Annotated in this window: 22 protein-coding genes and 1 other RNA gene; 14 read left to right on the top strand and 9 right to left on the bottom strand. The window is 60.1% G+C overall.

All coding sequences use genetic code 11. The annotated features are described in order from the left end of the window. Positions 1–7: 7 nt before the first annotated feature. Positions 8–850, bottom strand: coding sequence for an aldo/keto reductase (locus ACQUSW_RS02040; RefSeq protein WP_428930616.1), 843 nt, complete (start codon positions 848–850; stop codon positions 8–10). Positions 851–1,000: 150 nt separating this feature from the next. On the opposite strand from ACQUSW_RS02040, the gene ACQUSW_RS02035 reads away from it, so the two are divergent. Next, positions 1,001–2,713, top strand: coding sequence for a bifunctional 3'-5' exonuclease/DNA polymerase (locus tag ACQUSW_RS02035; protein WP_428930615.1), 1,713 nt, complete (start codon positions 1,001–1,003; stop codon positions 2,711–2,713). A 52-nt stretch (positions 2,714–2,765) separates the two neighbouring features. Beyond that, positions 2,766–3,133, top strand: an RNA gene (gene rnpB, locus ACQUSW_RS02030) — RNase P RNA component class A. 83 nt (positions 3,134–3,216) lie between these two features. Here the strand turns inward: rnpB and ppgK are convergent. Beyond that, a complete protein-coding gene (gene ppgK / locus ACQUSW_RS02025; RefSeq protein ID WP_428930614.1) occupies positions 3,217–3,960 on the bottom strand; it encodes a polyphosphate--glucose phosphotransferase in 744 nt (247 codons plus the stop codon). Positions 3,961–4,027: 67 nt separating this feature from the next. On the opposite strand from ppgK, the gene ACQUSW_RS02020 reads away from it, so the two are divergent. Genes ACQUSW_RS02020 through ACQUSW_RS02010 form a run of 3 tightly spaced genes read left to right on the top strand, consistent with a single transcriptional unit; the run spans position 4,028 to position 8,603 of the window. Then, entirely contained in the window at positions 4,028–4,237 is a 210-nt protein-coding gene (locus tag ACQUSW_RS02020) for an SPOR domain-containing protein (protein WP_428930613.1), read from the top strand. Then, positions 4,234–5,577 (top strand): type I glutamate--ammonia ligase, encoded by a 1,344-nt coding sequence (gene glnA, locus ACQUSW_RS02015; protein ID WP_428930612.1) that lies wholly within the window; start codon positions 4,234–4,236, stop codon positions 5,575–5,577. The genes ACQUSW_RS02020 and glnA (ACQUSW_RS02015) overlap by 4 nt, the downstream gene beginning before the upstream one ends. A 5-nt stretch (positions 5,578–5,582) precedes the next feature. Continuing rightward, positions 5,583–8,603, top strand: coding sequence for a bifunctional [glutamine synthetase] adenylyltransferase/[glutamine synthetase]-adenylyl-L-tyrosine phosphorylase (locus ACQUSW_RS02010; RefSeq protein WP_428930611.1), 3,021 nt, complete (start codon positions 5,583–5,585; stop codon positions 8,601–8,603). On the opposite strand, the gene glnA (ACQUSW_RS02005) is transcribed toward ACQUSW_RS02010, so the two are convergent. Continuing rightward, positions 8,591–10,015: a type I glutamate--ammonia ligase gene (gene glnA / locus ACQUSW_RS02005; RefSeq protein ID WP_428930610.1), complete on the bottom strand. Its 1,425-nt coding sequence runs from the start codon at positions 10,013–10,015 to the stop codon at positions 8,591–8,593. The genes ACQUSW_RS02010 and glnA (ACQUSW_RS02005) overlap by 13 nt on opposite strands. Before the next feature lie 119 nt (positions 10,016–10,134). On the opposite strand from glnA (ACQUSW_RS02005), the gene ACQUSW_RS02000 reads away from it, so the two are divergent. Then, on the top strand, positions 10,135–10,566 hold the full coding sequence (locus tag ACQUSW_RS02000) for an RDD family protein (protein ID WP_428930609.1): 432 nt from the start codon (positions 10,135–10,137) through the stop codon (positions 10,564–10,566). A 32-nt stretch (positions 10,567–10,598) separates the two neighbouring features. On the opposite strand, the gene ACQUSW_RS01995 is transcribed toward ACQUSW_RS02000, so the two are convergent. Continuing rightward, a complete protein-coding gene (locus ACQUSW_RS01995) occupies positions 10,599–11,075 on the bottom strand; it encodes an ATP-dependent zinc protease family protein (RefSeq protein WP_489672324.1) in 477 nt (158 codons plus the stop codon). Positions 11,076–11,104: 29 nt separating this feature from the next. On the opposite strand from ACQUSW_RS01995, the gene ACQUSW_RS01990 reads away from it, so the two are divergent. Continuing rightward, positions 11,105–12,289 carry a RimK family alpha-L-glutamate ligase gene (locus ACQUSW_RS01990; RefSeq protein WP_428930607.1) on the top strand — a complete coding sequence of 395 codons (1,185 nt, stop codon included), beginning with the start codon at positions 11,105–11,107 and terminating at the stop codon, positions 12,287–12,289. A 40-nt stretch (positions 12,290–12,329) separates the two neighbouring features. Here the strand turns inward: ACQUSW_RS01990 and ACQUSW_RS01985 are convergent, their stop codons facing one another. Continuing rightward, on the bottom strand, positions 12,330–13,040 hold the full coding sequence (locus tag ACQUSW_RS01985; protein ID WP_428930606.1) for a DUF4191 family protein: 711 nt from the start codon (positions 13,038–13,040) through the stop codon (positions 12,330–12,332). Positions 13,041–13,169: 129 nt separating this feature from the next. Here ACQUSW_RS01985 and ACQUSW_RS01980 point away from each other — a divergent pair, with 129 nt between their 5' ends. Beyond that, positions 13,170–14,642, top strand: coding sequence for a hypothetical protein (locus tag ACQUSW_RS01980; protein ID WP_428930605.1), 1,473 nt, complete (start codon positions 13,170–13,172; stop codon positions 14,640–14,642). Between the two features lie 4 nt (positions 14,643–14,646). On the opposite strand, the gene sucB is transcribed toward ACQUSW_RS01980, so the two are convergent. The 3 genes from sucB to ACQUSW_RS01965 form a co-directional block, all read right to left on the bottom strand. Beyond that, positions 14,647–16,386 (bottom strand): 2-oxoglutarate dehydrogenase, E2 component, dihydrolipoamide succinyltransferase, encoded by a 1,740-nt coding sequence (gene sucB, locus ACQUSW_RS01975; RefSeq protein ID WP_428930604.1) that lies wholly within the window; start codon positions 16,384–16,386, stop codon positions 14,647–14,649. A gap of 73 nt (positions 16,387–16,459) precedes the next feature. Further along, entirely contained in the window at positions 16,460–17,833 is a 1,374-nt protein-coding gene (gene lpdA, locus ACQUSW_RS01970) for a dihydrolipoyl dehydrogenase (RefSeq protein WP_428931255.1), read from the bottom strand. Further along, entirely contained in the window at positions 17,833–19,308 is a 1,476-nt protein-coding gene (locus ACQUSW_RS01965) for a leucyl aminopeptidase (RefSeq protein WP_428930603.1), read from the bottom strand. The genes lpdA and ACQUSW_RS01965 overlap by 1 nt, the downstream gene beginning before the upstream one ends. Before the next feature lie 105 nt (positions 19,309–19,413). Here ACQUSW_RS01965 and ACQUSW_RS01960 point away from each other — a divergent pair, with 105 nt between their 5' ends. The 6 genes from ACQUSW_RS01960 (at position 19,414) to ACQUSW_RS01935 (ending at position 25,724) form a co-directional block, all read left to right on the top strand. Next, complete coding sequence (locus ACQUSW_RS01960) at positions 19,414–20,340, top strand: proteasome assembly chaperone family protein (RefSeq protein ID WP_428930602.1); 927 nt, start codon at positions 19,414–19,416, stop codon at positions 20,338–20,340. Positions 20,341–20,502: 162 nt separating this feature from the next. Continuing rightward, positions 20,503–21,879, top strand: coding sequence for an RNA polymerase sigma factor (locus ACQUSW_RS01955; protein ID WP_428930601.1), 1,377 nt, complete (start codon positions 20,503–20,505; stop codon positions 21,877–21,879). Position 21,880: 1 nt separating this feature from the next. Then, positions 21,881–23,200 (top strand): MurT ligase domain-containing protein, encoded by a 1,320-nt coding sequence (locus tag ACQUSW_RS01950; RefSeq protein ID WP_428930600.1) that lies wholly within the window; start codon positions 21,881–21,883, stop codon positions 23,198–23,200. Continuing rightward, positions 23,197–23,955, top strand: a complete 759-nt coding sequence (locus tag ACQUSW_RS01945; RefSeq protein ID WP_428930599.1) for a type 1 glutamine amidotransferase — start codon at positions 23,197–23,199, stop codon at positions 23,953–23,955. The genes ACQUSW_RS01950 and ACQUSW_RS01945 overlap by 4 nt, the downstream gene beginning before the upstream one ends. Positions 23,956–23,958: 3 nt before the next feature. Then, on the top strand, positions 23,959–24,663 hold the full coding sequence (locus ACQUSW_RS01940; protein WP_428930598.1) for an alanine racemase: 705 nt from the start codon (positions 23,959–23,961) through the stop codon (positions 24,661–24,663). Continuing rightward, positions 24,660–25,724, top strand: a complete 1,065-nt coding sequence (locus ACQUSW_RS01935) for an alanine racemase (protein WP_428930597.1) — start codon at positions 24,660–24,662, stop codon at positions 25,722–25,724. The genes ACQUSW_RS01940 and ACQUSW_RS01935 overlap by 4 nt, the downstream gene beginning before the upstream one ends. 88 nt (positions 25,725–25,812) lie before the next feature. On the opposite strand, the gene ACQUSW_RS01930 is transcribed toward ACQUSW_RS01935, so the two are convergent. Further along, a complete protein-coding gene (locus ACQUSW_RS01930) occupies positions 25,813–26,031 on the bottom strand; it encodes a DUF7455 domain-containing protein (protein WP_428931254.1) in 219 nt (72 codons plus the stop codon). Position 26,032: the final 1 nt, after the last annotated feature.

Genomic DNA, 26,032 nt, shown 5'->3' with positions numbered 1-26,032 from the left:
CGCTGCTCTATAGCTCTTCGTGCGTAGCCGGGTCTGCGCCAAAAAGGCGACCATCGGCCCTGCCGAGAGCCGTGATCGCGGCGACCTCATCATCGTTCAGAGTGAGATTGAGCGCGGCGAGATTTTGCTTCTGATGCGCAGGGTCGGCGGCCTTGGGAATCGCGACGACCCCGCGAGCCTGGTGCCACGCGAGAATCACCTGCACCGGCGTTGCCCGATGTGCTTCAGCGATCTCGACAATGACGTCGTCGGCGACGACGTCGCGCGCTCGGCCGATAGGGCTCCACGCTTCGGTAATAATTCCGTTCTCGCGGTGATAGGCAAGAGCATCGGCCTGCGGAAAATGTGGGTGCAACTCAATCTGGTTGACCACGGGGCGTACACCGGTAGCCTTTTCAATCCGTTCGAGATGCTCAGGGAGAAAGTTAGAAACACCGATCTGACGAACAAGACCACGCTCGCGTGCGTCAATCATCGCGCCCCACGCATCAACATATTCGTCGCGCTCAGGATTGGGCCAGTGAATGAGCAGCAGGTCGATGGATTCGACAGCCAAACGAAATCGGCTCTCTTCAATCGCTACGCTTGCCCGGTGAGCCGGATGGTGGCGTCCTGCCAGTTTGGTGGTGACCACCAACTCTGATGGATCAATAGCAGCACCGGATACGCCCCAGCCGACAGCGCCCTCGTTTTCGTAGTTGAATGCCGAGTCAATAAGGCGATAGCCCGATTCGATGCCGTTTCGTACAGCGTCTGCTCCGTCTTCACCGCGCAGGTTATAGGTGCCCAGACCCTGCGCAGGCAGAGTAAAACCGTTGTGGGCGGTAAAGGCCGAGTCGGGGTTGGTCATGGTGACTCCTCTCGTGGCGTTGCTGACCACGCTAGACCGTTGCACCGACACTGTGCGAGTTTTTGTCACGGTGGGTCATGCATTGAAACAGTGGGTAAATGCGCGTGACAGGGAAGAAACGCATGACGGCGTATTGTCATAGGTGTGTCGGTGAGTGCAGATGTGTCGGCGAACGCGGCGCCATCAAAGCCCGCCAGTGTCGTTATCGGGCACGAAGATTCTGGCGACATGACACTCGTTTTTCTCAACGAAAATGGTCACGAGTATCATCGCAAAACGTATAGCGAACGTCAGGCACATGCCGCCATACGCCATTACGAACAGCACAGCGCGCCGCGATGGATATTTCGCAGCATCCGCGACGACTATCCGACGCTGCTGGCCGACGGAGTACGGGTAGCTCGCGCGTGGGATCTCCTGCTGTGCCACCAGATTATTCGCGATTCCGCGCTCATACCGAAACAATTGCCGGATGCTGCGCACTGGCGTCGCTCACAGCCAGTGAGCGACGCACACGACACCCAGGCAGCGCTATTTGCCTGGATCTCGCCGCACGCCCGTAACACGCAGGACAGCGACGAGCTGTACGGAGAGTACTCGCGGCAGCGGGACGCCTTGGCGTCCAGTCGCGACGGTCGTGTGGAGATGCTGTGTCGTTTGGAATCGGCGGGCGCTCTTGTCGCCGAAGAAATGACGGCGGCCGGAGTGCCATGGAATACGGCCGTTCATGAGCAGATTCTTGAGGATGCTCTCGGGCCCCGTGGCGTTGGTGGCATACCGCAGCGTATGCGCGACACAGCAGCACAGATCCGTACGCTTCTCAATGATCCGCAGTTGAGCATCGATAGCCAGCCGAAACTGTTACGAGCCTTACAGCGGGCGGGGGTAGCTGCGCGATCGACATCGAAACACGAACTCGTGCAACACCAGCATCCGGCTATTGTTCCTCTTTTGGAATATAAGCGGATGGCGCGCCTGTTTGCAGCGAATGGTTGGACGTGGCTAGCCGAATGGGTGCATGACGAACGATTCCGCCCCGTCTACCTGCCCGGCGCTGTTGTGACAGGGCGCTGGGCATCGTCGGGTGGCGGCGCACTACAGATTCCGCGACAGCTGCGCCCGGCCGTACGTGCCGACGACGGGTGGGTGCTCATTATGGCCGACGTCGCCCAGCTCGAACCCCGCGTATTAGCGGCTATGGCGGCCGACTCTGCCATGGCGCAGGCTGCGGCGGGAGGCGACCTCTATGAGGGTATTGTGCGCACGGGAATCGTCGCTACTCGAGAAGAAGCAAAATATGCTGTTCTCGGCGCTATGTATGGCGCGACCACCGGAGACAGCGGCCGACTCGTGCCGCGACTGCGCACCGTGTTCACTCGCGCCATGCGGCTGGTCGACGACGCAGCGCGCACCGGCGAAGAGGGCGGCCACGTGATGACTCTTCTGGGCCGAACATCACCGACAGCACAACCGCCCCCAGCCCAAGACATGCCGGATGCCGCATATGCGGCGCGTGACCAACAGCGAGTCCGGCGCGAATTCGGCCGGTTCACCCGTAACTTTATTGTGCAGGGCACAGCAGCCGAATGGGCCTTGGTCTGGCTGGCCGAAATACGCCAGCGGCTGTGGGCACTACCTCAGACGCAGGTGCCTGCAGCAGCATCCGGCTCCGTGGCGAACCACCGCGCCCACCTCGTTTTCTTTTTGCACGACGAAGTAATTGTGCATTGCCCCCGCGAACTTGCCGACGCGGCAAGCACCGCTGTTCACGAAGCAGCACAGGCAGCCACACGGCGACTGTTTGGCGATTTTCCGATCACCATGCCACTCGATCTCACAGTGTCGTCCGATGCACACGTGTAACACGCTAAGAACGGTAAACCTGGGCCGGCGATAACCGTAGACTGGAAGAGAACGGGTCGGCTGGACGGTCGCGTGGCAGGAAACTGCACCGAGGAACGTCCGGGCTCCACAGAGCAGGATGGTGGGTAACACCCACCCGGAGTAATCCGCGAGAAAGTGCCACAGAAAGCAGACCGCCCGGCTCAACCCAGTTGAGACGGGTAAGGGTGAAAGGGTGGTGTAAGAGACCACCGGGTGTGCGGTGACGCACATCGCACGGTAAACCTCGTCCGGAGCAAGGCCAGACAGAGAATGATGACGCTGCTCGCGAAGTTCTCGGGTAGGCCGCTAGAGCGGCACGGTAACGTGTCGCCGAGAGAGATGACCGTCGAAGGGGTGAGAGCCCCGGCACAGAACCCGGCGTACAGGCCGGCCCGTTCCTCTGCACGACCATCCTTCTGTACAAAGGGCGACTGCGCCGCCCCATGAGGCGACGCAGTCGAAGTAACCCGGAACGAGTGGTTCTAGTCGGCAGCGAGCGACGCTGCGCCGATAATGCCCGAAGAGTTGCGGTGAATTGCCGGAACAATCGGCGTGCGCAGGTTGAGCAGCGGAATAAAGTTTTCCGGATGCTTCGACACACCGCCGCCCACAACAAAAAGGTCGGGCGTGAATAAGAACTCTACGTGGTCGTAAAACACCTGCAGACGGGCGGCCCAGTCTTGCCACGATAACTGTTCGCGCTCCATGGCAGAGTAAGCGGTCCACCGTTCGATGGAGTCGCCCTCATAGTTGAGGTGACCGAGTTCAGTATTCGGTACGAGCGTGCCGTTGTACAGGAACGCTGAGCCAATTCCTGTGCCGAGGGTCGTAAGAATCGTGAGCCTGCGTGCACCGCGAGCCGCACCATGCCGAGCTTCAGCAACACCTGCGGCATCCGCATCATTCACAAAGGTGATGGAGCGGCCCAGGCCATTTTCGAAAAACTTTTCGGCCTCAAAACCGATCCATTCCTGCGCGATATTGGCGGCCGATAGTGTGCGGCCCTCTTTAATGCTCGCGGGAAAAGCAACACCGAGGGGAAGAGATGAGTCGCTCACACCGAGCATGTCGAGCACCTGCTGCACAGTGGCCAATACATCTGCTGGTTGTGCTCCCCGCGGGGTGGGAAGCCGCACCCGGTCGGATTCTAATTTTCCGTGTTCCAGGTTGACAACCCCGGCCTTAATGCCGGTGCCACCGATGTCTACGCCGATCGCTGAAGTCATGTCGATAGCCTAGCGCCACGGCGGCAGGCGGATAGAATCGAAAGCCACCCAGGCCGAAGGAGGCACCGTGTCAGAAGAGCGCAAGTACTGGTTCAACATGAACACCAGGCAGGTCGAGCACGGCATGCTCTCGCCTGCTGCATACCGAGTCGGGCCGTTTGATACTGCCGAAGAAGCTGAGCGCGCACCGCAAAAACTACAGGAGCGTGCGCAAGCGTGGGAAGAAGAAGAGCAGGCGGAAGATGACTGGGGTGCTCCGGCGGGCGGTGAACAGTGAGCACAAACAAACAGCGCGATTTTGTGCTGCGCACGATTGAAGAGCGCGGCGTTAAGTTTGTTCGGCTGTGGTTTACCGATGTCATCGGAACATTGAAGTCGGTGGCGATCGCCCCGGCAGAGGTGGAAGGTGCCTTTGCTGAGGGGATGGGTTTCGATGGCTCGGCCATCGAGGGTTTTACGCGCACGTACGAGTCTGATTTGTTGGCGCAACCCGACCCGACCACGTTTCAGCTTTTACCGTGGCGCGGAGATGTCGATCCGACGGCCCGCATGTTTTGCGATCTGACTACGCCCGATGGCAGGCCCGCCGCTGCCGATCCGCGCAATGTGTTGCGTCGCGCACTGGCTCGGGCCTCCGACGCCGGATTCACGTTTTACACGCACCCCGAGATTGAGTTTTATCTGCTGAAGTCGTCGGCATATGGCCCCGAGGGTCCAGAACCGGTCGACCATGCCGGATATTTCGATAATGTTCCCGGGGGCACCGCCCACGACTTTCGACGGCGATCGGTGCGCATGCTCGAAGACTTAGGCATCTCTGTCGAGTACAGCCACCACGAAGCAGGCCCCGGTCAGAACGAAATCGACCTGCGCTACTCTGATGCGCTGTCGACGGCCGATAACGTCATGACGTTTCGTACCGTGGTCAAAGAAGTAGCGATCGAGCAGGGCGTGTATGCCACGTTTATGCCCAAGCCGCTGAGCGGGCATCCCGGAAGCGGTATGCACACGCACATGTCGCTCTTTGAAGGCGATGTGAACGCTTTTCATGAGGAGGGCGCTGAGTATCACCTTTCACTCACGGGGCGTCGCTTTATTGCTGGCCTGCTGCGCCATGCGAACGAGATCGCGGCGGTCACTAACCAGTTTGTGAACTCGTATAAGCGCATATGGGGTGGCGATGAAGCCCCGAGCTTCGTCACCTGGGGGCACAACAACCGTTCAGCGCTGGTGCGGGTTCCCATGTACAAGCCCAATAAGGGCCAGTCGACAAGAGTCGAATATCGGGCGCTCGATTCGGCCGCAAACCCGTACCTTGCCTATGCGCTGCTGTTGGCAGCGGGCCTGAAGGGCATCGAAGAGGAATACGAGCTGCCGCCCGAGGCCGAAGACAATGTGTGGTCGTTGAGTGATTCCGAACGCCGTGCTCTCGGTTATGCGCCGCTGCCTGCCAGTCTTGATCACGCGCTCGAATACATGGAAGAGTCAGAACTCGTTGCCGAAACGCTCGGCGAACAGGTGTTCAACTTCGTGCTGCTCAACAAACGAAAAGAGTGGGAAGCTTATCGTTCGCAAGTGACACCCTTTGAACTCAAGAGCAACCTCGGAATGCTCTGACACACATGCCTGCACTACCGGGAATTCCTCCGACCGCGCGCGCCCGCGCATCCGGACTCAGCGCTCTCGCCCGTCGTGGTTTCACCGAACTTACCGCGGCGTCGACGGGACTCGGAGAACTCGCCGACCTCACCGGTCTCACGCGTGAAGAGCTCATCGACAACGCGCACGGAGCCGACCTCGATACCGCGCTGCAGAGCCTGCTCCATATTGGTCGCAGAACCCCGGCGGCCGTCTACGACGTGCTCGCCGATGAAGAACGGCGTCGCCGAGCGTGGCTGCTGTTGGGGGCGTCGGAGGGCCTGGGGAACTTTTTTCTGCGGCATCCGGAACACCTCGACGTTATCGATAGCGCCCCGCCCTGGTTGCCGAGTCGTGGACAGGCAGAGACTGCTCTGCGAGCGGCGCTTCCGGATGCTGCCCGGGCCACGGATCATGCCTCGGTCGTGGCGTTGCGCGCGGCATACCGGCGACTCCTCGCGCAAACGGCGCTCTACGATTTGCTGGCAGACACCGCGCAGGACGCCGTGGAGGCGGTGTCGGCGACTCTTGCCGACCTCGCGTCTGCAGCGATGACCATAGCGTTAGAACTTGCGCGCGCCACGGTTGCCGACACAGTCGGACGCGACGCGGTCAGCAACGTGCGGCTGGCGATCATCGGTATGGGCAAGACGGGCGCACGAGAACTGAACTATCTCAGCGACGTTGACGTCATTTTTGTTGCGGGCACCCGCGACGAAGAGTCGCTGCCTGAGCACAGGGCAATCGACCTTGCTACGCGGATGGCACAAAAAATAGTGCAGGTTCTTTCAGGCGTAGAAACCGAGCCGCCGCTGTGGGAGGTCGATACGGCACTGCGCCCCGAAGGAAAACAGGGCGCGCTCGTGCGTTCTCTGGCCTCGCACCGCGCGTATTACGAACGGTGGGCGCAAAGCTGGGAGTTTCAGGCTCTGCTCAAGGCCCGACCCATCGCCGGCGACGCAGAACTCGGTGCCGACTATATGGCGGCGATGAGCCCGTTTGTTTGGGAGAGCTCGGCACGCAACGACTTCGTCGACAGCGTACAGCGCATGCGCGAAAGAGTCACCGAACACTTGCCCGCCGAAGAAGCCCCCTACGAAATTAAGCTCGGGCCGGGCGGTATTCGCGACATCGAATTTACCGTGCAGCTTTTGCAGCTCGTGCACGGTCTCAGCGACACCAGCATCCGGCAACCGTCCACTCTTGACGCCCTCGAGGCGCTCGTTGAAACCGGATACATTGGCCGCGATGACGCCGCAGCATTTGGTGACCACTACCGAGCCTTGCGCTTGCTCGAACATCGCCTACAGCTGCAACACCTCAGCCGCACCCACCGGATGCCCGATACCGACGCCGAGCTGAGGATTTTGGCACGGGCAACAGGCCTTGCCTCAAGTGCCGACGAGCTTCGTGCCGTGTGGGAGACGATTCGGCGCGAAGTGCGCGATATTCACGTGCGACTGTTTTATCGTCCGCTCTTGAGTGCCGTTGCCGCGCTTCCTGAAGCCGAAAGAACACTGTCGACGGATGCCGCGCGCGGGCGACTAGCTGCCATCGGATTCAGTGACCCGGCAGGCGCCCTGCAACATATTGGTGCGCTCACGAGCGGTATCAGTCGTAAATCAACCATCCAACGCCATCTGATGCCCGTCATGGTGCACTGGTTCGCCGAGGGAACAGACCCCGATTACGGACTGTTGGCGTTCCGCAGAATCAGCGAACGGCTCGGCAACACCCCGTGGTTTTTACGCATGCTCCGCGACTCATCAGGCGCAGCAAAACGCATTACTCGCGTGCTGACCTCATCACGGTTCGTCGGCGAACTGATGGAGTGGATTCCCGAATCGGTAGCCTGGCTTGACAGCGCCGAGCGCCTACAGCCACGCCCGTGGTCGGCCCTTGACGAAGAAGCGCGGGCCATACAAACACGCCATCGCACGACCGAAGGTGCACTGCGCGCTGTGCGAGCGCTGCGACGACGCGAGCTATTACGCACCGCCATGGGCTCGGTACTCGACGTCGTGACGATTGATCAGGTCGCTCAGTCGCTCACCGAAATCACCGAGGCAACCATCCAGGCTGCCCTTCGTGCAGTGCGACGCGAAATTGTTCCGCCCGAACACGCAGCACTCGATTTCTCGGTCATCGCCATGGGGCGCTTCGGCGGTGCTGAGCTCGGGTTCGGCTCCGACGCCGACGTGCTGTATGTGTACGACGCCAACGGTGTCGACTCCGCAGTCGCCCAAGAGCTCAGCATCCGGATCGTGCATCTGCTGCGCGACCATCTCGTCGACCCGCTGGTGCCTCTTGAACTCGATGCCGATCTGCGCCCCGAAGGTCGCAACGGACCACTGGTGCGCTCGTTTGACGCATATGAACGCTACTACCGCAAGTGGTCACTGACGTGGGAAGCGCAGGCTCTGCTGCGAGCCCGCGGCATTGCCGGCAGCGCCGCACTCATCGCTCGTTTTGACGAGCTCGCTGACAGTGTGCGCTACCCAGCACAGTTGGCACTCAACGATCTTCGTGAGATTAAGCGCATCAAAGCCCGCGTAGAAGGCGAGAGGCTGCCGCAGGGCGTCGAACCACGGCGACACCTCAAGCTCGGGCCCGGCACTCTCAGCGACGTGGAATGGCTTGTGCAACTGATTCAGCTGCAGCATGCTCATCAGACTCCGAGCCTGCAAACCACATCGACACTGCAGGCACTGGCTGCCGCGGTCGACGAGGGGTTCGTGTCGGCAGCGTCCGCAAAAAAACTTCAGGATGCCTGGATATTGGCCAGCCGACTACGCTCGGCCAACACGCTAATTACCGGCCAAACCAGCGATGTTTTTCCTTCCGACCGCGAACGTCTTGATGCCATGGCACGCATCCTGGGTTTCCCGGAGCGGTCCGCCGGGGCGCTCGAAGAACAGTACCTTCGCACCACCCGGCGGGCCCGCAAAACCTTCGAAACGCTCTTTTACGGTGAGACGACTGCCCGAGGCGGTTACACGCCGTAATAGAGCTCGAACTCGAACGGGTGCGGGCGCTCAGCAAGAGGCTGAATCTCGTACTCGGTCTTGTAGGCGATCCAGGTTTCGATGAGGTCTTCGGTGAAGACACCACCGTCGAGCAGAAACGCATGATCGTTACGGAGTGCTTCCAATGACTCCTGCAGCGAACCCGGCACCTGAGGAATGTTCTTGGCTTCCTCGGGCGGCAGCTCGTAGAGGTCTTTATCAATCGGTGCGAGAGGCTCGATCCGGTTCTTGATGCCGTCAAGGCCAGCCATCAACTGCGCCGCAAAAGCGAGGTACGGGTTGCTTGCGGCATCCGGCACCCGAAACTCCACACGCTTAGCCTTCGGGTTAGAGCCCGTGAGGGGAATACGGATCGCTGCCGAGCGGTTACCGGCCGAATACGCCAGGTTCACCGGCGCCTCATAGTGTTTCACCAGGCGACGATAGCTGTTGATCGACGGGTTGGTGAACGCCAAAATAGCGGGCGCGTGGCGCAACAGCCCGCCGATATACCAGCGTGCAACGTCGCTCAGCTGCGCATAACCGGTCTCGTCATAGAACAGGGGAGTGCCATCACGCCACAGTGACTGGTGCGTGTGCATACCCGAACCGTTGTCACCCGAGAGCGGCTTGGGCATAAACGTTGCCGTCTTGCCCCACTGCTCAGCAACATTTTTCACAATGTATTTGAACTTTAAAACGTCGTCGGCGGCGTGCACGAGCGTGTCAAAGCGGTAGTTGATTTCGCCCTGCCCGGCCGTTCCCACCTCATGATGGGAGCGCTCCACCTGCAGGCCCACCTCTTCGAGGTGCACGACAATGTCGTCACGCAGATCGGCATGCTTATCGACCGGCGCGACAGGAAAGTATCCGCCCTTAAACGGCGTTTTATTCGCCAGGTTGCCACCGTCTTCACGACGCCCCGTGTTCCATGCGGCCTCGTCCGAGTCGAGCCGGTAAAACGTGTGCTCGGGGCGCACCTGGTAACGCACGTCGTCGAAGATGTAGAACTCGGCTTCGGGCGCAAAAAACGCGGTGTCTGCGATACCGGATGCCGCCAGATGACGCTCTGCCTTACGTGCCACCTGTCGCGGATCTTTCGGATAAATCTCGCCCGTGTGCGGAGAGTGAATGTCAAAGACCATGACGAGCGTCCGCTCGGTGCGGAAGGGGTCGACATATGCCGTTGTGACATCCGGAATCAACTGCAGGTCAGACTCGTGAACGCTGGCAAAACCGCGAATAGACGAGCCATCAAAGAGCTGACCGTGCACGAAAAAGTCGTCGTCGACAGTTGACGCCGGCACGTTGAAGTGTTGCTGCACCCCCGGAAGATCGGTAAAACGGATGTCGACGAAACGAACGTCGGTCTCCTTGATGTAGGCGAGCACCTCGGCGGGCGTAGTGAACATTCGCGGCTCCTGATTCGCGTGCAGCGGTTTTTCTCTATCTAGCAGACTATGTCTTTCTGACACCCACGCGGTATCTGAGAAATTTTCGGCGTGTTCATAACGCCGATAGTCTGAGGGGCGTGGCACACGATGATTCTGCTTCCTATCCCGGTGAGCGACTGGGGCTTCCTGCAACCGATTCCGGCAGTATCGGCCGTATCGGCCGCCGCCTTCTCGCGTTGCTGATCGACTGGGTGGCGTCGTCACTCATCGCGACGCTGTTCTTCGGTTACGACCAGTGGGCGCTACCGGCCGAAGCCGGTGTGACGCTCTTTAGCCCGGTCATGGTGTTTATTGCGCTGCAGATTATCTTTATTCCCACCCTCGGCGGCAGTCCAGGACATCGCCTCGTCGGGCTCCGGCTAGAAATGCTCGACGGCGGATGGCCGGGCCTGTGGCGACCCATCGTCCGTACGGCACTTCTCGTGCTCGTGATTCCGGCTGTTGTGTGGGACGCCGATCAGCGGGGCCTGCACGATAAGGCTGTGGGTACGATGCTCGTGCGGCGGTAGCATCCGGCATAAAAAGCCCCGGATGCCACTGACTAGCCTTCGCGGTTGCGACGCCGAATGGCTCGCTCGGGCCGACCCCCCATAAACGACCGTGCAGGGTCAACCACGAAGCGTTGTCGAAGTGCCTCGCGGCCGATCAGCATGCGAAAACCCATTGCGTCACGATTAGTAAGTGTCACCTCACACGGCACATCCTCGCCGAGCAGGCGCACCGTGGCGATAACAACGATACGGCTCTGCTGGTGCCCGGTTGAACTACGCACCATGCGCCGGTCGTGCACCGCTAGATCGGCCTCCACCGAGTCGTCGTCGTTGTTTTGCCAGGGATGCACCCGAAACCGTACGCGAGGGCCGTCCGGCGACTCGTATTCATGAATGTCGAAAGCATGAAGCGCTGAGGTGCGTGCTCCGGTGTCGATTTTGGCCTTCAGCCACGACACCCCGAGGTCGGGCAGGCTCACCCATTCTCGCCAGCCCAGAATGGTGTTTGAATAAGAAGACCTTTGCACAACTTCTATCATGGCAGGAACCCCCGAACGTGAAAATCGCGGTTCTCTCACGCGCACCCCAGGCATACTCAACGCAGCGGCTTCGCGCCGCGGCTCTTCAACGCGGTCACCAGGTGAAGGTACTCAACACGCTCCGCTTTGCCATTGACCTCACAGCTGATGAGCCCGATCTGCATTACCGCGGCAAACCGCTCAGTGACTACGACGCAATCGTGCCGCGCATCGGTAACTCCATCACGTTCTTCGGTACCGCGGTCGTGCGGCAGTTTGAACAGATGGATGTGTACACACCCAATACGGCGAATGGGATCACGACCGCGCGCGATAAGTTGCGCGCGAATCAAATTCTTTCGCGTCACGGTATCGCGATGCCACCCACGGCATTTGTACGCAACCGGGCCGATGTGCGACCGGCGATCGAACGAGTAGGTGGTGCCCCCGTTGTTATCAAACTATTGGAGGGTACGCAGGGGATAGGTGTGATCCTTGCGCCGCAGGTGAAAGTGGCCGAGGCCATCATCGAGACACTGCACTCGACAAAGCAGAACGTGCTGATTCAGAAATTTATTGCCGAGAGCCGAGGCCGTGACATTCGGGCTCTCGTGGTGGGCGATCGGGTTGTTGCTGCTATGCGACGAGTCGCGCACGGAGACGAGTTCCGCTCGAACGTGCATCGCGGTGGACGGGTCGAGCCGGTCGATCTTGATCCGGTGTATGAGCAGACGGCCGTGCGGTCGGCACAGATCATGGGCTTGCGTGTAGCCGGCGTAGACATGCTCGAAAGCGATGACGGACCCATGGTGATGGAGGTCAACTCGTCGCCAGGGTTGCAGGGGATCGAAGAGGCCACAAAGCTCGACGTGGCCGGGGCCATCGTCGATTACATTGCAGGCCGAGTCGCCTTCCCCGAAATCGACGTGCGCCAACGTTTGGCCGTATCAACCGGTTATGGCGTCGCAGAGCTTCTCGTCCATGGCGCCGTCGACCTCGTCGGCAAAACACTGGGAGAGTCGCAGCTGTGGGAGCGCGATATTACGGTGCTTACTCTGCACCGTGGGAGCACCGTGATTCCTAATCCACGCAAACACGTCGTGTTAGAAACTGGCGATCGGCTTCTGTGCTTCGGAAAGCTCGAAGAGATGCGCTCGATGGTCCCTGAACGTCGTCGGCGCCGTGCAAAGGTGCGACGCTTGCCCTCGCAGCCGCTGGAATAGTGAGCGGCCGCGCAGGCATGGTGGCGCGAAGTAATGCTCGTTAGCGTGGTCGGGGAGCGCGAGCCTTGAGAGGGTCGATTCCCTTCGGAATCGGCAACGATGACAGCGACTGGGATACCGATTCGAGCCGCTTGATGACGGCCGCTTGCGTCGGCTTGTCAATTGACTTGGGCAGCTTCTTGACGGTTTTGGCGAGTGCGTCGATCGGTACTTCGTCTTCGCCGTGCCCCAGATACAGTACGGTGACGGGAACACCGTGAGCCACCCGCTTTGCCTTGACCTTCTCTTCATTGACCAGACGGGTAAGTCGCCCGCGCGAGCCTTCTCCGACCACGACGATGCCGCCACGGCCGACGGCGCGGTACACGGCTTCCTGCGTCTTGGGGTTTACTCCGACGGGCGAGTCTGCGGCCTGCCAGCTACGGCCAAGGCTCGTGCTAAGCACGTGTCCGGCGGCGCCCGGCATCCCATCAATCTTTTGATACATCGCCTTTGTTGACAGCCGGGTCATGATGAACATGGCCGCCAACACGCCGACCATGAGGCCTGTGACTGCCCAGAGCACAACGGTGATCCAGCTGAACGGCCGCATGAGAAAGCCGACGATAAGTCCGCCACCGATACCCAAGAGCAGAACACTGATCTGTAACCATGGCAGCCATGGGTAGATATCACGCGTGAAACGGAACAGTGATCGAATTTGAGAGAAGAAGCCCGGGCGCTTTTCGGGTTCTGACGAACGCTTTGCCATAGATTCCAGCCTACCCACTCTCGTCGACTCTCGACGCGCGTTTCCTCCCCAAGAGCAGTGATCGGTTCACTATTGTGTCCATCGCCGGTGCGGGCAGAGCGGAGCAACGTCATAGCGTGCAATAGATGCATGACTGATGGCGAGGTATCTTCGACGCTGCTGCTACCGGAGGCGCACCGGATAATCCGCACAATTCTGCCAGACGAGGGCCCCTACCCAGGATTACTCATAAGGGTCGATTCCTCGGTCGCAGTTCTTTCTGATGCTCTCGTATGGCGAGGGGCCGACCTGTGGCACTTTTGTGGGGCTGAGCATATAGCGGCTCCCACTGATCTTGTGTTGCGTGACAACGGCACCAGCGTGGTCTTGCCCTGGTGCACGCAAACAATCGACAAGTTTTTGGCGGAGCGTGAACTTGTTCGGCGGCCGCTTGAACCTGGCGAAGCCGTAACTCTCATCATTAGCCTGCTGCGTGGCGCGGGGGAATGGTTAGAGAAAGACGCAACAGCACCTGCCTCGGGCGAGTGGTGGCTCACTCACGAGAGCAGACCCGTGTTTGTCATCGGCGAGGGGCCGGCATTACTCGACGGCGTGCGGACGCTTATTCAACACCCCATGGTGGCGACGAATGACCGTTCGCTACGACGCGCTATTGCCGACATCGTGCTCGATACCCAGGAACCCCGTCGCTTTTATCGCAGTATCGCTCGCCACGAGCACGATCTGCTTGAACTGGCTGCCCCGCGGCCGCTACACAGCGACCTTTATGGGCCAGAAACCGCACGGTCGGCGGCTGTACCCGCCCGGCTATTCGACCCCGTAGCGTTGCGCGACGGCTCGATTCGTGAAAGCAGCGTGAGACACAATTCATGGTTGGTGCAGGCGTGGACTCGTGCTCATGAACAGTTTGCCGAATGGCGTGACGCACGTGCACGCACGGCTCCTGATTCCGTTCCGGCCGGTGACGTCGAGGGGGAGTGGGGCCCATCGTGGTCGCTCAACGAAAAGTCACAGGCGGCGCCCCCGCGGCGCAAACGGGTGTTCGCTGTGGCTCTTGTTGTCGCCGGCACAATTCTGGCCGTTGGCCTCCTGTGGCCGACAAATGCGTCGACGTCGCCGCCAGAAAACGCACCCGAGGTAATCGAGATCGACGCTGCCGAAACTCCTGGTACCGATGTGCTCGGTGGCGACTTGCTCAGTGACGATTCGCCCAATGCCGAGTCTCTGAATACCGAGAATCCGGATGCCGAGACAGAACCGCCTGCCCCGGCTTCGCCATCGTTCCCTCCGCGCAATGCCGACCCTCTCGCGGCCGTTCCGGCGCTCATTGAGCTGGCTAGTTACTGCTGGGAGTCCGGAGACACGGTGTGCGCGGCTCTTGTCGCTGACGAAGGAACGACAGCTGTCATAGCGGCGCTGGCAGCCCGATCGTCGTCGTCGACGAGCCCGACTCTTGTTGATGACTATGGCGATGTGGCAGCCGTACGGCTTCCGGCCGAGAGCGGTGTAGAAGAGCAGATCGTTGTTGTCGTTCGTGAAGAAAATGAGTGGAGGGCCCGCGACGTCTACGACGTCGCGGGCCCTCCTAACAATACGAACTAGAGAGTCACATTCCTAGCTGGCCCTCAAACTGCGCTGCTTCCAGGCGGCTCTTGACGGCGCCGAGGAACCGCGCTGCATCCGCTCCGTCAATCGTGCGGTGATCGTACGACAGTGCCAGGTACACGTAGGAGCGTACGGCGATTGCGTCGACGCCATCGACGTTGACCAGCCCGGGTCGTTTGACAACGATGCCGGTGCCGAGAATTGCCGACTGCGGCAAGAACACGACAGGGGTGTCGAAGAGCGCACCGCGTGAACCGGTGTTGGTCAGCGTGAATGTGCCGCCCGCAAGCTCGTCGGGCTTGAGTTTGTTCTCACGGGTTCGCGCGGCAAGGTCGGCAATCTCGTGAGCAATTTCGGCGATATTCTTCGATGCGGCGTCGCGCAGTACCGGTGTAAGAAGGCCACGCTCTGTGTCGACAGCGATCGATAGGTTCTCTGTTGCCGGGTACACGATTTCATTGCCGTCAACCGTGGCGTTAATAATCGGGTACGCCTGCAAGGCCTCAGCGGCAGCAAGCGCAAAGAACGGCATGAACGACAGTTTGTTGCCTGTCTTGTCGAGGAACGACTGTTTCATGCGCTCACGGTACTGGGCGAGGGCCGTGACATCGACCTCAACAACCGTGGTCAGCTGAGCTGTTTGCTGCATCGAGGCAACAGCACGCTCGGCGAGAACCTTACGCAGACGCGACATCGGCTGCTTAGTACCGCGCAGCGGCGACACTTCGAGCGGCTCATGTGCCGGGGCAGCAGCCGGTGCGGATGCGGATTCAGCTGCCGGAGCAGATGCTGCGTTCAGCACGTCTTCCTTGCGGATGCGACCACCGACGCCGGTGCCCTTAATCGTGGTGAGGTCAACGCCCTGCTGGGCTGCCAAACGGCGAACGAGGGGAGTCACATAGAGACGGTCTGCATTGCCATCGCTCGTTGCGGTCGCTTCGCTTGCGGGTTCGGCTGTCTTAGCGGCAGGGGCGGGAGCCGGTGCCGCCTGGGCTGCGGGTGCCGGAGTGGGGGCAGGTGCAGCGGCAGGTGCCTGTTTCTGCTCGGGTTCGGCGGTCTGTGCCTGCTCAGGCTCGGCAGGTGCTTCTGCCTTGGGAGCAGCGGGTTCAGGAGCGGCAGCCCCGGAACCTACGCGGGCAAGAACTGCGCCAACTTCGACGGTCTCATCTTCGGCGGCAACAATTTCTTGCAGAACACCGGCCACGGGCGAAGGAATCTCGGTGTCAACCTTGTCGGTCGAGATCTCAAGGAGAGCTTCATCGACGGCGACCTCTTCGCCCACCTGTTTGAGCCAGCGAGTAACCGTTCCTTCGGTGACGCTTTCGCCGAGTTCCGGAAGAACGATGTCGGTGCTATCACCGCTTGCGGGGGGAGCAGACTCTGCAGGAGCCTGTTCTGAGGTAGCAGCGGGTGCTTCTTCCTCAGCTGGAGCAGCCGGAGCTTCCGGAGCAGGGGCCTGCTCGGCCGATTCAGCTGCAGGAGCTGAGTCTTGCCCACCACCACTGCCATCGCCGATCCGGGCAAGAACTGCACCGATTTCAACGGTCTCGTCTTCGGCCGCCAGGATCTCTTCGAGCACACCAGAAACGGGTGATGGAATCTCGGTGTCGACCTTATCGGTAGAAATTTCGAGCAAGCCTTCATCGGCTTCAACAGTGTCACCGACCTGCTTGAGCCAGCGGGTGACCGTACCCTCGGTGACACTCTCTCCGAGAGCGGGGAGGACCACGGATGTGCTCATGACGGAGTCTCCTTAAGAAGTTTCGTATTGTCTTCAGCTTATCTACCGAAGAGCTAATTAGTCGGGTTTTGGTTTACAAAGCGTGCAATGGTTTTCCAGCAAGTGCCAGAAAAGCCTCACCCAATGCTTCGCTTTGGGTGGGGTGGGCGTGAATAAGAGGGGCAATGTCTTCGGGGTGCGCTTCCCAGCCAACAGCGAGCTGGCCTTCAGTGATGAGTTCTCCTACACGATCTCCGACCATGTGCACGCCGACGACGGGCCCATTGGTTACCCGGACGACCTTAACCGTCCCTCCGGTACCAATGATCTCACTCTTTCCATTACCGGCGAGATTGTACTCGTAGGTAGAAACACCAGACTCGCCGTATTCGGTTCGGGCTGCCTGTTCCGTGAGCCCGACCGAGGCAACCTCGGGGGTGCTGTATGTCACTTTCGGGATGTGATGCTCCGGCACGGGCGTAACTTCTTGCCCGGCGATGAGTTCGGCTACCGCGATCCCGTGCATAAAACCACGGTGCGCCAGTTGAAGCCCCGGCACAATATCGCCCACGGCCCATACATGAGGCGCCGACGTGCGTAATTGTTCATCGGTGACGACAAATCCGCGTTCGCGGTTAATTCCTGCCTCGTCGAGCCCGAGGTTATCGGTTGCTGGCCCACGCCCCACGGCAACGAGAAGGTAATCGGCTTCGTGTGTGCTGCCATCGTCAAGGGTGACAACAACGGACGACTCGGTTTGTTCGGCCTGCTGAAAGCGCACACCGAGCGAGTAGGCAATGCCTCGACGGCGGAATGCACGCTCCAAACCCTTGCTTATTGTGGGGTCTTCCAGCGGGACGAGGTTCGGAAGGGCCTCAATGATGCGTACTTCAGCGCCAAAGGCGCGCCACACACTCGCGAACTCAACACCGATGACACCGCCACCGAGAATCAATACCCGCTGAGGGATTTCGTCGAGTTCGAGGGCCTGTTCGCTCGTGATAATACGGCCACCGATATCGAGTCCGGGCAGCGTTCGACTATACGATCCTGTCGCCAGTACGACGTCGGTGCCGACATAGGTGTCGTCGCCTACGGTTATGGAACGATCGGGGTTGAGCGTGCCCTCTCCCGATACGACAGTGATGCCACGAGTGCGCAGGAGCCCTTCGAGCCCCTTAAATTTTCGAGCAACAATGCCGTCACGAAACGCACGCACCGCGGCTGCATCAACGCCGTCAAACGTGGCGCTGATACCCGCCTTTGCTGCGGAGCGAACGGTATCGGCGACCTCTGCCGAGTGCAGGAGCGCTTTGGTCGGAATGCAGCCGCGATGCAGACACGTGCCTCCGACGCGGTCTTTCTCGATCAATGCCACTGATTTGCCCAGCTCGCTGGCGCGTATTGCGGCAGCGTAGCCGCCGCTTCCTCCGCCGAGAACGACAACGTCAAAGGTGTGTGCGCTCATCATGCCCCCTGTGCGGCGTTCTCCACGAATGTTAGTAGTGATCGAACAGTAGCCCCTGTCGGGCCCTTATCGGTGTAACCGTGGGGTGCCCCTTTATGTTCCGACGAGCCGGCAATGTCGAGGTGAACCCACGGAATACGGGGAGAGTTCTCGTCGTCTCCGGTGCGTCCAATAAAACGCTGCAAGAACAGCCCGGCAAACATCGAGCCCCCGCCACGCTCGCTCATGTTGGCATTGAGCATGTCGGCAATGGGGGAGTCAAGCGTTTCTTCCATGTACTCCGGAAGAGGCAGTGACCACGCGAGTTCATCGGCCTGCTGCGCTGATTCGAGATAGCGCTTCACGGCGTCGTCGGAACCCATAACTCCGGTGTGGCGGTTTCCGAGCGCAATGATGATGGCACCCGTCAACGTGGCGATATTCACGATGACATCGGGCTTTTCGCGACTGGCCGCTACCAGGCCGTCTGCGAGAACCAGGCGCCCTTCTGCGTCGGTGTTGTGTACTTCGACGGTTTGGCCGTCAAGCATCCGGAGCACATCGCCCGGTCGGGTGGCTCGGCCCGATGGCATATTGTCGGCGATGCACAGCCACGCGCTAACTCGAACCGGAAGGTTGAGCGTTGCTGTCGCACGAACGACACTCAGTGCCGTTGCTGCACCGGCCATGTCGAACTTCATGCCCATCATGGCTGCCGCGGGCTTCAACGAGAGCCCGCCGGTGTCGAAGGTTATTCCTTTACCAACCAGAGCGATATGGCTGGTTGCGTTACTGGGCGTGTAATCGATGCGCACCAGGCGAGGCGGGCGGTCGGAGCCCTTACCGACGCCGATTATGCCGCCATAGCCCTGTTCTTCGAGCTGGTGTTCGTCAAGAACCTGAACCGAGACATTGTCGAGATCGGCCAGTGACGACACCGCGCTCTCAGCTAATTGCTGGGGGCTTTGCCACTCAGCAGGCGTCGAGATGAGGTCTTTCACGAGCGCGACGGCGTCGGCTGCCGCGTGTGCGCGCCGAAGGGCTTCCTGCTCGATGTCGGCCACCAGAATGACTGTGCTGGCGCGGCTCGGCTTTTTCTTCAATCGATAGTCATCAAATTGGTAGCCACCCAACAGAGCGCCCTCGGCTGCGGCCGCTGCGTAAGCGTGCAGTTCTTCGGTGAGCGCAATAGCGACGCGATCAAAGCCGGTCAGGGTGCGCAGGGCGGTGCCCGCTGCGTCTCGCACGCTGTTTTCGTCGGCATCTTTACCGGCGCCGACGACGAGCAGTGGCCGTGCTGTGATCTCGGGCGCATGAACCCGGATGCTGCTGCCGGCCGCTCCCGTAAATCCGACGGCAGTGAGCGTATCTGCCAAAGAAGCGAATGGTGCTAGTGGGGTGGACGATTCTGCGATGTCAGACACCAGAAGCACAGTGGCGTCGGCGTCGACATCCGCCAGAGCGGCCGTGGACAGCTCAATTGCGGGAAAACTCATGTGATCCATCCTACGTACCCCAGCGACACTGCTGGTGTGAGCGGTGCGTGTTCGCTCATAGCGCTCCTGCGCGACGGTATCAGCTCGGACTCGTAGCATGGGGGTATGCCTTACTCGGGTGATCTTTTTGAACGTGTCGCGAATGCACCGGAAGTGCCGCAGGGGCTACCGCTGATCGTTTTATTGACGGGCTTTACGGATGCCGGAGGCGCCGTGGCCGGGCTCATGGAGCATCTGCACGAATTGCCCGACAGTGCGCCGTTGTTGGTGTTCGATAACGATGCTTTACTCGACTACCGCGCACGTCGTCCTGTTATTTCTTTTGAGCACGACCATTTGACTGACTATCGGCCCGCTCGGCTCGAACTGGCACTCATGAAAGATGCACTGGGGCAAAAGTTTCTCGTGCTGTCGGGATATGAACCCGATTTTGCATGGAACTCGTTCACCGATGCAGTGCTTGATCTCGCAGAGCAGTATCGGGTGTCGGGTATGACCTGGGTGCATGCAATTGCTATGCCCGTACCGCATACCCGCGCGATGGGTACCACGGTAAGCGGTAATCGTTCAGAGCTTGTCGCTGCGCACTCCGTCTGGAAGCCACGCACGCAAGTGCCAGCGACCGTTGGTCACCTACTGGAGTATCGCTTCGCGGAGCGTGGCGACACCGTCGTGGGCTTTGTGCTGCTGGTTCCGCACTACCTGGCAGAAACGGAGCATCCGGGTGCCGTTATGGTTGCCGCAGATCGCGTCATGACAGCCACGGGTCTGGTGTTTTCTATGGACTCGGTGCGTGAGCGCGAAAAGGGATACCTCACGCGTGTGCAGGAACAGGTAGAGCACAACGACGAACTGCAGGCGATGATCGCAACCCTCGAGCAGCGCCACGACGCCTATATGGCCGGGCGTGATTCGAATGCGGCTGAGCAGATCGACGAAGAATCACTGCCCAGTGCCGATGAACTGGCCGCTGAACTTGAGCGGTATTTGGCGAACCGGCGCCCGGGTGACGAAGGAAAAGATAGCCACTGATTGTGACGAAACGGCGCCGATAACGCTATATGGCCTGCAGTGTGAGATACTGGATGCCCGACCCGTTGTCAATGCCCTACGCTCACGCGAAGACTTGACAAGGGTCTTACTAGTGTCCGAAACGGCCCAGGGAGCCGGCGCAGCCCCTGTGAAAGGCGAGACGTGACGACTGCCACGAAGAAAAATACCCGGACGACCGCGGCAAAGAGCAAGGCCGAGGAGGCCGCTGAGGTCTCCGAAAAGGCTGCGGACGCCAAAACCGCTACCACTGAGAGCACCGCTAAGAAGGCTCCAGCGAAGAAGACTCCTGCCAAAAAGGCTCCGGCGAAGAAGTCCGCCGCGGCCAAGCCCGAAGCGGACGAGGCTGTTGCAGCCCCCGCTAAGAAGGCTCCCGCAAAGAAGACGGTTGCTAAGAAGGCGCCCGCCAAAAAACGCACGAAGAAAGACGACGACATCGTCGATGACATCGAAGAAACCGATGCCGACGAGGTAGAAGAGTCGTCAGAAGACGAAGAAGAAACCGAAAAGAAGCCAGAGTTCACGGAGCCCCTACCCACGGGCGCCATCGTTATTACGTCGAAAGACGAAGACGATGTTCCGGTGTACTCGACGCAGATTACGGGTGCAACAGCCGACCCTGTTAAGGACTACCTGAAGCAGATCGGTAAGGTTGCGCTGCTGAATGCAGCCGAAGAGGTTGAACTGGCCATGCGTATTGAAGCAGGTCTGTTTGCCGAAGAGAAGCTGTCGACCATGAGCGCAGAAGAGAAATCGGCGCAGCTCGGACTCGACTTGCAATGGGTCGCTCGGGATGGACAGCGGGCTAAGAGCCACCTTCTCGGTGCAAACTTGCGTCTTGTGGTGTCGCTTGCCAAGCGATACACCGGCCGCGGGATGCAGTTCCTCGACCTCATTCAAGAGGGAAACCTGGGTCTCATCCGTGCTGTAGAGAAGTTTGACTACACCAAGGGCTTTAAGTTCTCGACCTATGCCACGTGGTGGATTCGCCAGGCGATTACTCGCGCGATGGCCGACCAAGCCCGCACGATTCGTATTCCCGTGCACATGGTCGAAGTTATTAACAAGCTCGCGCGTGTTCAGCGACAGATGTTGCAAGACCTTGGCCGCGAACCCACGCCCGAAGAGCTCAGCCGCGAACTCGACATGACACCTGAGAAGGTTGTTGAGGTGCAGAAGTACGGCCGCGAGCCAATCTCTTTGCACACCCCACTCGGCGAAGATGGCGACAGTGAATTCGGTGACCTCATTGAGGACACCGAGGCTGTTGTTCCTGCTGATGCCGTCGGTTTTACAATGCTGCAGCGTCAGCTCGAGCAGCTGTTGGATTCGCTGTCTGAGCGTGAAGCCGGTGTGATTCGTATGAGGTTTGGCCTCGGCGATGGCCAGCCGAAGACCCTCGATCAGATTGGTGACACTTTCGGGGTGACCCGTGAGCGTATTCGCCAGATCGAGTCGAAGACGATGGCTAAGCTGCGTCACCCGAGCCGCTCGCAGTCGCTGCGGGACTACCTTGAGTGATGTGACACCCCATGCTTCCCGAGCCCGGAAAGCAGGCTTGCGCTATGTCTTTCCGGTGCTCGTTGGCAAGCTGGCTCGCTTCGCTACGCGTCTGCGTGGCGGGGGCTCAGCTTTTCCTGGTTATGTCACCAACAAGCTAGCCCCTTCTCTGCTGCCGACACTGGCAGGTCAGTTTCCTGACGGGGTCGTGTTCGTTTTGGGGTCGAACGGTAAGACCACGACCACCCACATGATCAGTGAGGTGCTGCGCGCGCATGGCCTGAAGGTCTTCACCAACCCGACCGGAGCCAACCTCCCTCAGGGGGTAACGAGCGCTCTGCTGGCCGATGCCACGCTCACCGGGCGCGTTCGGGCCGACGTAGCAGTGCTTGAGGTGGATGAAGGATACGCCTCAGAGCTCGCTGATGTGCTGTCACCATCAGTGATTTTGTCTCTCAATGTGCAGGTCGATCAGCTGTACCGCTTTTATGAGACCGAGCGCGTCGCCGACATGATGCTCGATGCGTCGAAACGGGCCTCAGAACACGTTGTGATCAACCGAGACGACCCGTACCTCAGCAAGATCGACAGCAGCGCTATGAAAGGCAAGGTGTCGTTCTTCGGCATTGCGGAGCCGATCGTTGCGGCGTCGGCGCACGGCCTGGCCAATGCGGTCGATACACGCAGCGGCGCTGCAGGCGCAATCTTGCACGACGCCTACGCAGAAGTAACAACGGTTTCCGGCCACGACATCACGGTCGCCGTTGCCGATACCGACGTAGAGCTACGGCTGCCAGCACGAGGGTTGCATTACGCTGCCGACGCTGCCGCGGCCTTGGCTGTTACGTCTCGAGTACTAGGCACGCGGTTTCAATCGCAGGCATCGGCACGAGGCTTTGCTCAGATGGCTCCCGCCTACGGCCGCGGTGAGGTGATTCCTCTGCGCGGTGATGAAACCGGCGAACAGGTTGAGTTCGTGATGTTTAAAAATGGCCCGAGTCTGCAGATGAACCTCGATGCATTCGACACGGCCCCCGAACGTGTTCTTATGGCTATCGATGAGGGAACCCCCGACGTATCGTGGCTCTATGACGTTGATGTTTCGGTGCTGGACCACGTCGATGTCGTGACGGGAGAGAAGGCGTACCAGTTGGCGCTTCGCTTGGAACACGCCGGTATTCCTATCGGACTCGTTGAGCCCGACATGGAAAAGGCTGTCGCGCGGATGCGAGAGCTCGATGCGTCGTCAACCGGACGCCAAACGTGGCTCGTCAACTACGAACTGATGATGCTCGGACGAAAAATTCTCGGCCATGGTGACCAGGAGGTTGCTCGGCGATGAGTACAACCATGCGGATTACGCAGCTGTATCCGGAACAGCTCGGTCTTACGGGTGACCGCGGAAATGTACGGGCTCTCGAAGTGCGTCTTCAACGCGCCGGTATTGCCGTGCAGGTCACGGCGATAGACCAGGGAACACCGATACCTGAAGACACCGACATTATCGTCGTGGGTAACGGCCCACTTTCGGCGCTGCGGGGTGTGCTTGACGATCTTTATGGACGCCGTGATCAGCTGATCCATCACGTTGAGTCGGGCAAACCTCTTCTCGCCATGGGCGCGGGTGCCGAGGCGCTGTCGGGCGGTATTGATCTGCTCGACGGATCCACAGTCGAAACCCTCGGGGTCTTTCCCTTCCGCGTGGAACGCACGCGGGACCGCCGAGTCGGTTACATTATCGCCGATACGGCCGATGGACAGATCGTAGGTTTTGAGGATCACGCTTCGACGTGGCATCCGGACGCAGGTGTGCAGCCTTACGGTGCTGTTACAGCCGGCGTCGGAAGCTTTGTGCGCGATGGCAAACGGTTCGAGACGATTCAGCACCATGCGGCTTTTGCCACGAATGTGCAGGGGCCGGTTCTTCCTCTCAACCCGCAGTTGAGCGATGTTCTTTTGCGTGCGGCTGCCGAACAGCGCGGTCTGTCTTATGAAACAACGGCCGAGCACGCAGCGCTTGATTCGCTTGCTCAGGGGGCACGCAGCGCCATTGGCACCTACGTGGACCGCGAAGTGTTTACCTACATGCAGGTGTGAGCTATGCAGCAGGCCAATAGCACCCTATTGCGCTGCGCCATTTCTGTTTCGGTGCTGCGCGCGGGTGCGGTGCGTCTCATGCAGGGTTCGGGCCGCACGGTCGATCTGCGCCGTGACGCACGTGGCCATGGGCTTATCACTGTGGCGCGTGTGCTGCATGAGGTATCGCAGGAGTTCCGGATGCTGGTCGACAGCGATCACGAGGTGGAGCAGCTGGCTCGGCACGGTATCGGCGCCGATACGGCGGGTGTAATAGACACTGACGTGGGCGTACTGCTCGGGTTGCCGCACAGCACAGGCACTGCGGGCCAGCGGCCCGCCATGCGTGTTTTTGGCACCGTTTTGTCGGTCAAACCGATTGAACAGGGCGCGGGTGTGTCTTATGGGTACACGTATCGTGCCCCACGTGATTCACAGGTGGCCCTGGTTACCGGCGGTTATGCGCAGGGTCTCGTGCGATCTCTGGGCAACAACATCACAGTCGATATTGCGGGCACGCTACACCCCGTTGTCGGTCGGGTTGCCATGGATGTGTGCGTTGTCGATGTGGGCGACGCGCCGGTGAGCGCGGGGGACACCGTGACATTTTTTGGTGGCACAGGGCCGACGGCACCGCATTTGCAGCAGTGGGCTGATGTTTCGGGGCTGTGGCCGGAAGAACTTGCGACGACTATTGGTCTTGCCGCCGCGCGGGAGGTCGAGGAATGACCGGCGCGTATCTCGAGGTCGATGAAACGGTACTGCAACGAAACATTGCCGCTATCCAGCAGCATGTGGCACCGGCTGAGCTTATGTGCGTTGTCAAAGACGACGCCTATGGGCTGGGGCTTGCTGCTGTTGTGCGCGCCGCACAGCAGCAGGGGGTGGACTGGATCGGAACCTATGATGTCGCCACGGCACTGCACACTCGCACAGCAGCAGGTGAACAGGTGCGCATCTTCGCATGGGCAACGTCGACATCGACCGAAGTAGAAGGGGCTTTGCGTTCTCGCATCGACCTGGGCGTGGGCAGCGCCGATTACTTGCGCACGGTGATTCGTGTCGCAGAAACTATCCGCGTATCCGCCCGAGTTCACCTGAAGATTGATACGGGCCTGCACCGCAACGGATTCTCACCCGAACAGTGGACTGATGCTGTGGCACAGGCCATGCAGGCTGAGCGCCGTGGCGTCGTGCAGTTGGTGGGCGTGTGGAGCCATCTATCTGAAGCAGACGACAGCGCCGACGATGCGTCACAGCTGATTTTTCAGAGCGCTGTGGCTGAGGCGCAGCGTGCTGGAGCGGCCATTGAGCACACGCATTTGACCGCGTCTGCTGCGAGCTGGCTGCGTCCTGAACTTCGTGGAAACCTCGTGCGCATGGGCGGATATTGCTATGGCGTGCGCTCGACCGACGGCCCCGATATCGAAGGAATAGTGCCGGCCGCGAGCCTGTGTGCACCCGTTGTCGCGATCGCAGACGACACCGTCACTGTCGCGATCGGATACCTCGATGGCATTCCTCACACTCTTGCCGGCCGCGTCAACGCCGGTACCCCGGGAGGGGGGCAACCCGTGCTCGCTATCGACGCCACGACCACCACCATCCAACGCTGGCCTCATGCACACATCGGAGACCGCGTAGTGATATATGGCCCAGGAACGCAGGGTGAACCCAGCCCCACAACGGCTGCCGAAACCATTGGCACCGTCGGCGAAGAAATGATGACGAGAATATCGCCGCTGTTACCGAGGCGATACGTGGTGCAGCAGCATCCGGAACCTGCGTAGCATCCGGAGCGGGCACAAAACATAGCCAGAGACAGAAAAGGAGGCCAGCTCCGTGCGGATTGGCCTCCTCGCGATGGTCGTTGCGACGTTAGACGACGTCGACCAGACGTGCGCTCTCATCGTGCCAACTCGTGGCTACCGCGCGAAGCTTATCTTCGTACTTGCGACCGTGGTGCGCGCAAAACAGCAGCTCGCTGCTATTAACTTCGGCAGCAATATAGGCTTGCGCACCGCAGGCGTCGCACCGGTCTGCCGCGGTGAGCCGGTAGTCAACGGTGGACGTCTCGCGTTCGGTGATGGCGTTCATC

Origin of the sequence: Microbacterium luticellae (assembly GCF_050408645.1) — a bacterium.
GTDB lineage: Bacteria > Actinomycetota > Actinomycetes > Actinomycetales > Microbacteriaceae > Microbacterium.
Note: the sequence above shows the minus strand (reverse complement) of the source record. Positions and strands in the feature narration are given on the sequence as shown.

Bases quoted from the DNA above. Each gene is read 5' to 3' on its own strand.
- ACQUSW_RS02040 (WP_428930616.1), bottom strand. From the start codon at position 850: ATGACCAACCCCGACTCGGCCTTTACCGCCCACAACGGTTTTACTCTG.
- ppgK (WP_428930614.1), bottom strand. From the start codon at position 3,960: ATGACTTCAGCGATCGGCGTAGACATCGGTGGCACCGGCATTAAGGCC.
- ACQUSW_RS02010 (WP_428930611.1), top strand. From the start codon at position 5,583: ATGCCTGCACTACCGGGAATTCCTCCGACCGCGCGCGCCCGCGCATCC.
- glnA (WP_428930610.1), bottom strand. From the start codon at position 10,015: ATGTTCACTACGCCCGCCGAGGTGCTCGCCTACATCAAGGAGACCGAC.
- ACQUSW_RS01985 (WP_428930606.1), bottom strand. From the start codon at position 13,040: ATGGCAAAGCGTTCGTCAGAACCCGAAAAGCGCCCGGGCTTCTTCTCT.
- ACQUSW_RS01980 (WP_428930605.1), top strand. From the start codon at position 13,170: ATGACTGATGGCGAGGTATCTTCGACGCTGCTGCTACCGGAGGCGCAC.
- sucB (WP_428930604.1), bottom strand. From the start codon at position 16,386: ATGAGCACATCCGTGGTCCTCCCCGCTCTCGGAGAGAGTGTCACCGAG.
- lpdA (WP_428931255.1), bottom strand. From the start codon at position 17,833: ATGAGCGCACACACCTTTGACGTTGTCGTTCTCGGCGGAGGAAGCGGC.
- ACQUSW_RS01965 (WP_428930603.1), bottom strand. From the start codon at position 19,308: ATGAGTTTTCCCGCAATTGAGCTGTCCACGGCCGCTCTGGCGGATGTC.
- ACQUSW_RS01960 (WP_428930602.1), top strand. From the start codon at position 19,414: ATGCCTTACTCGGGTGATCTTTTTGAACGTGTCGCGAATGCACCGGAA.
- ACQUSW_RS01945 (WP_428930599.1), top strand. From the start codon at position 23,197: ATGAGTACAACCATGCGGATTACGCAGCTGTATCCGGAACAGCTCGGT.
- ACQUSW_RS01940 (WP_428930598.1), top strand. From the start codon at position 23,959: ATGCAGCAGGCCAATAGCACCCTATTGCGCTGCGCCATTTCTGTTTCG.
- ACQUSW_RS01935 (WP_428930597.1), top strand. From the start codon at position 24,660: ATGACCGGCGCGTATCTCGAGGTCGATGAAACGGTACTGCAACGAAAC.
- ACQUSW_RS01930 (WP_428931254.1), bottom strand. From the start codon at position 26,031: ATGAACGCCATCACCGAACGCGAGACGTCCACCGTTGACTACCGGCTC.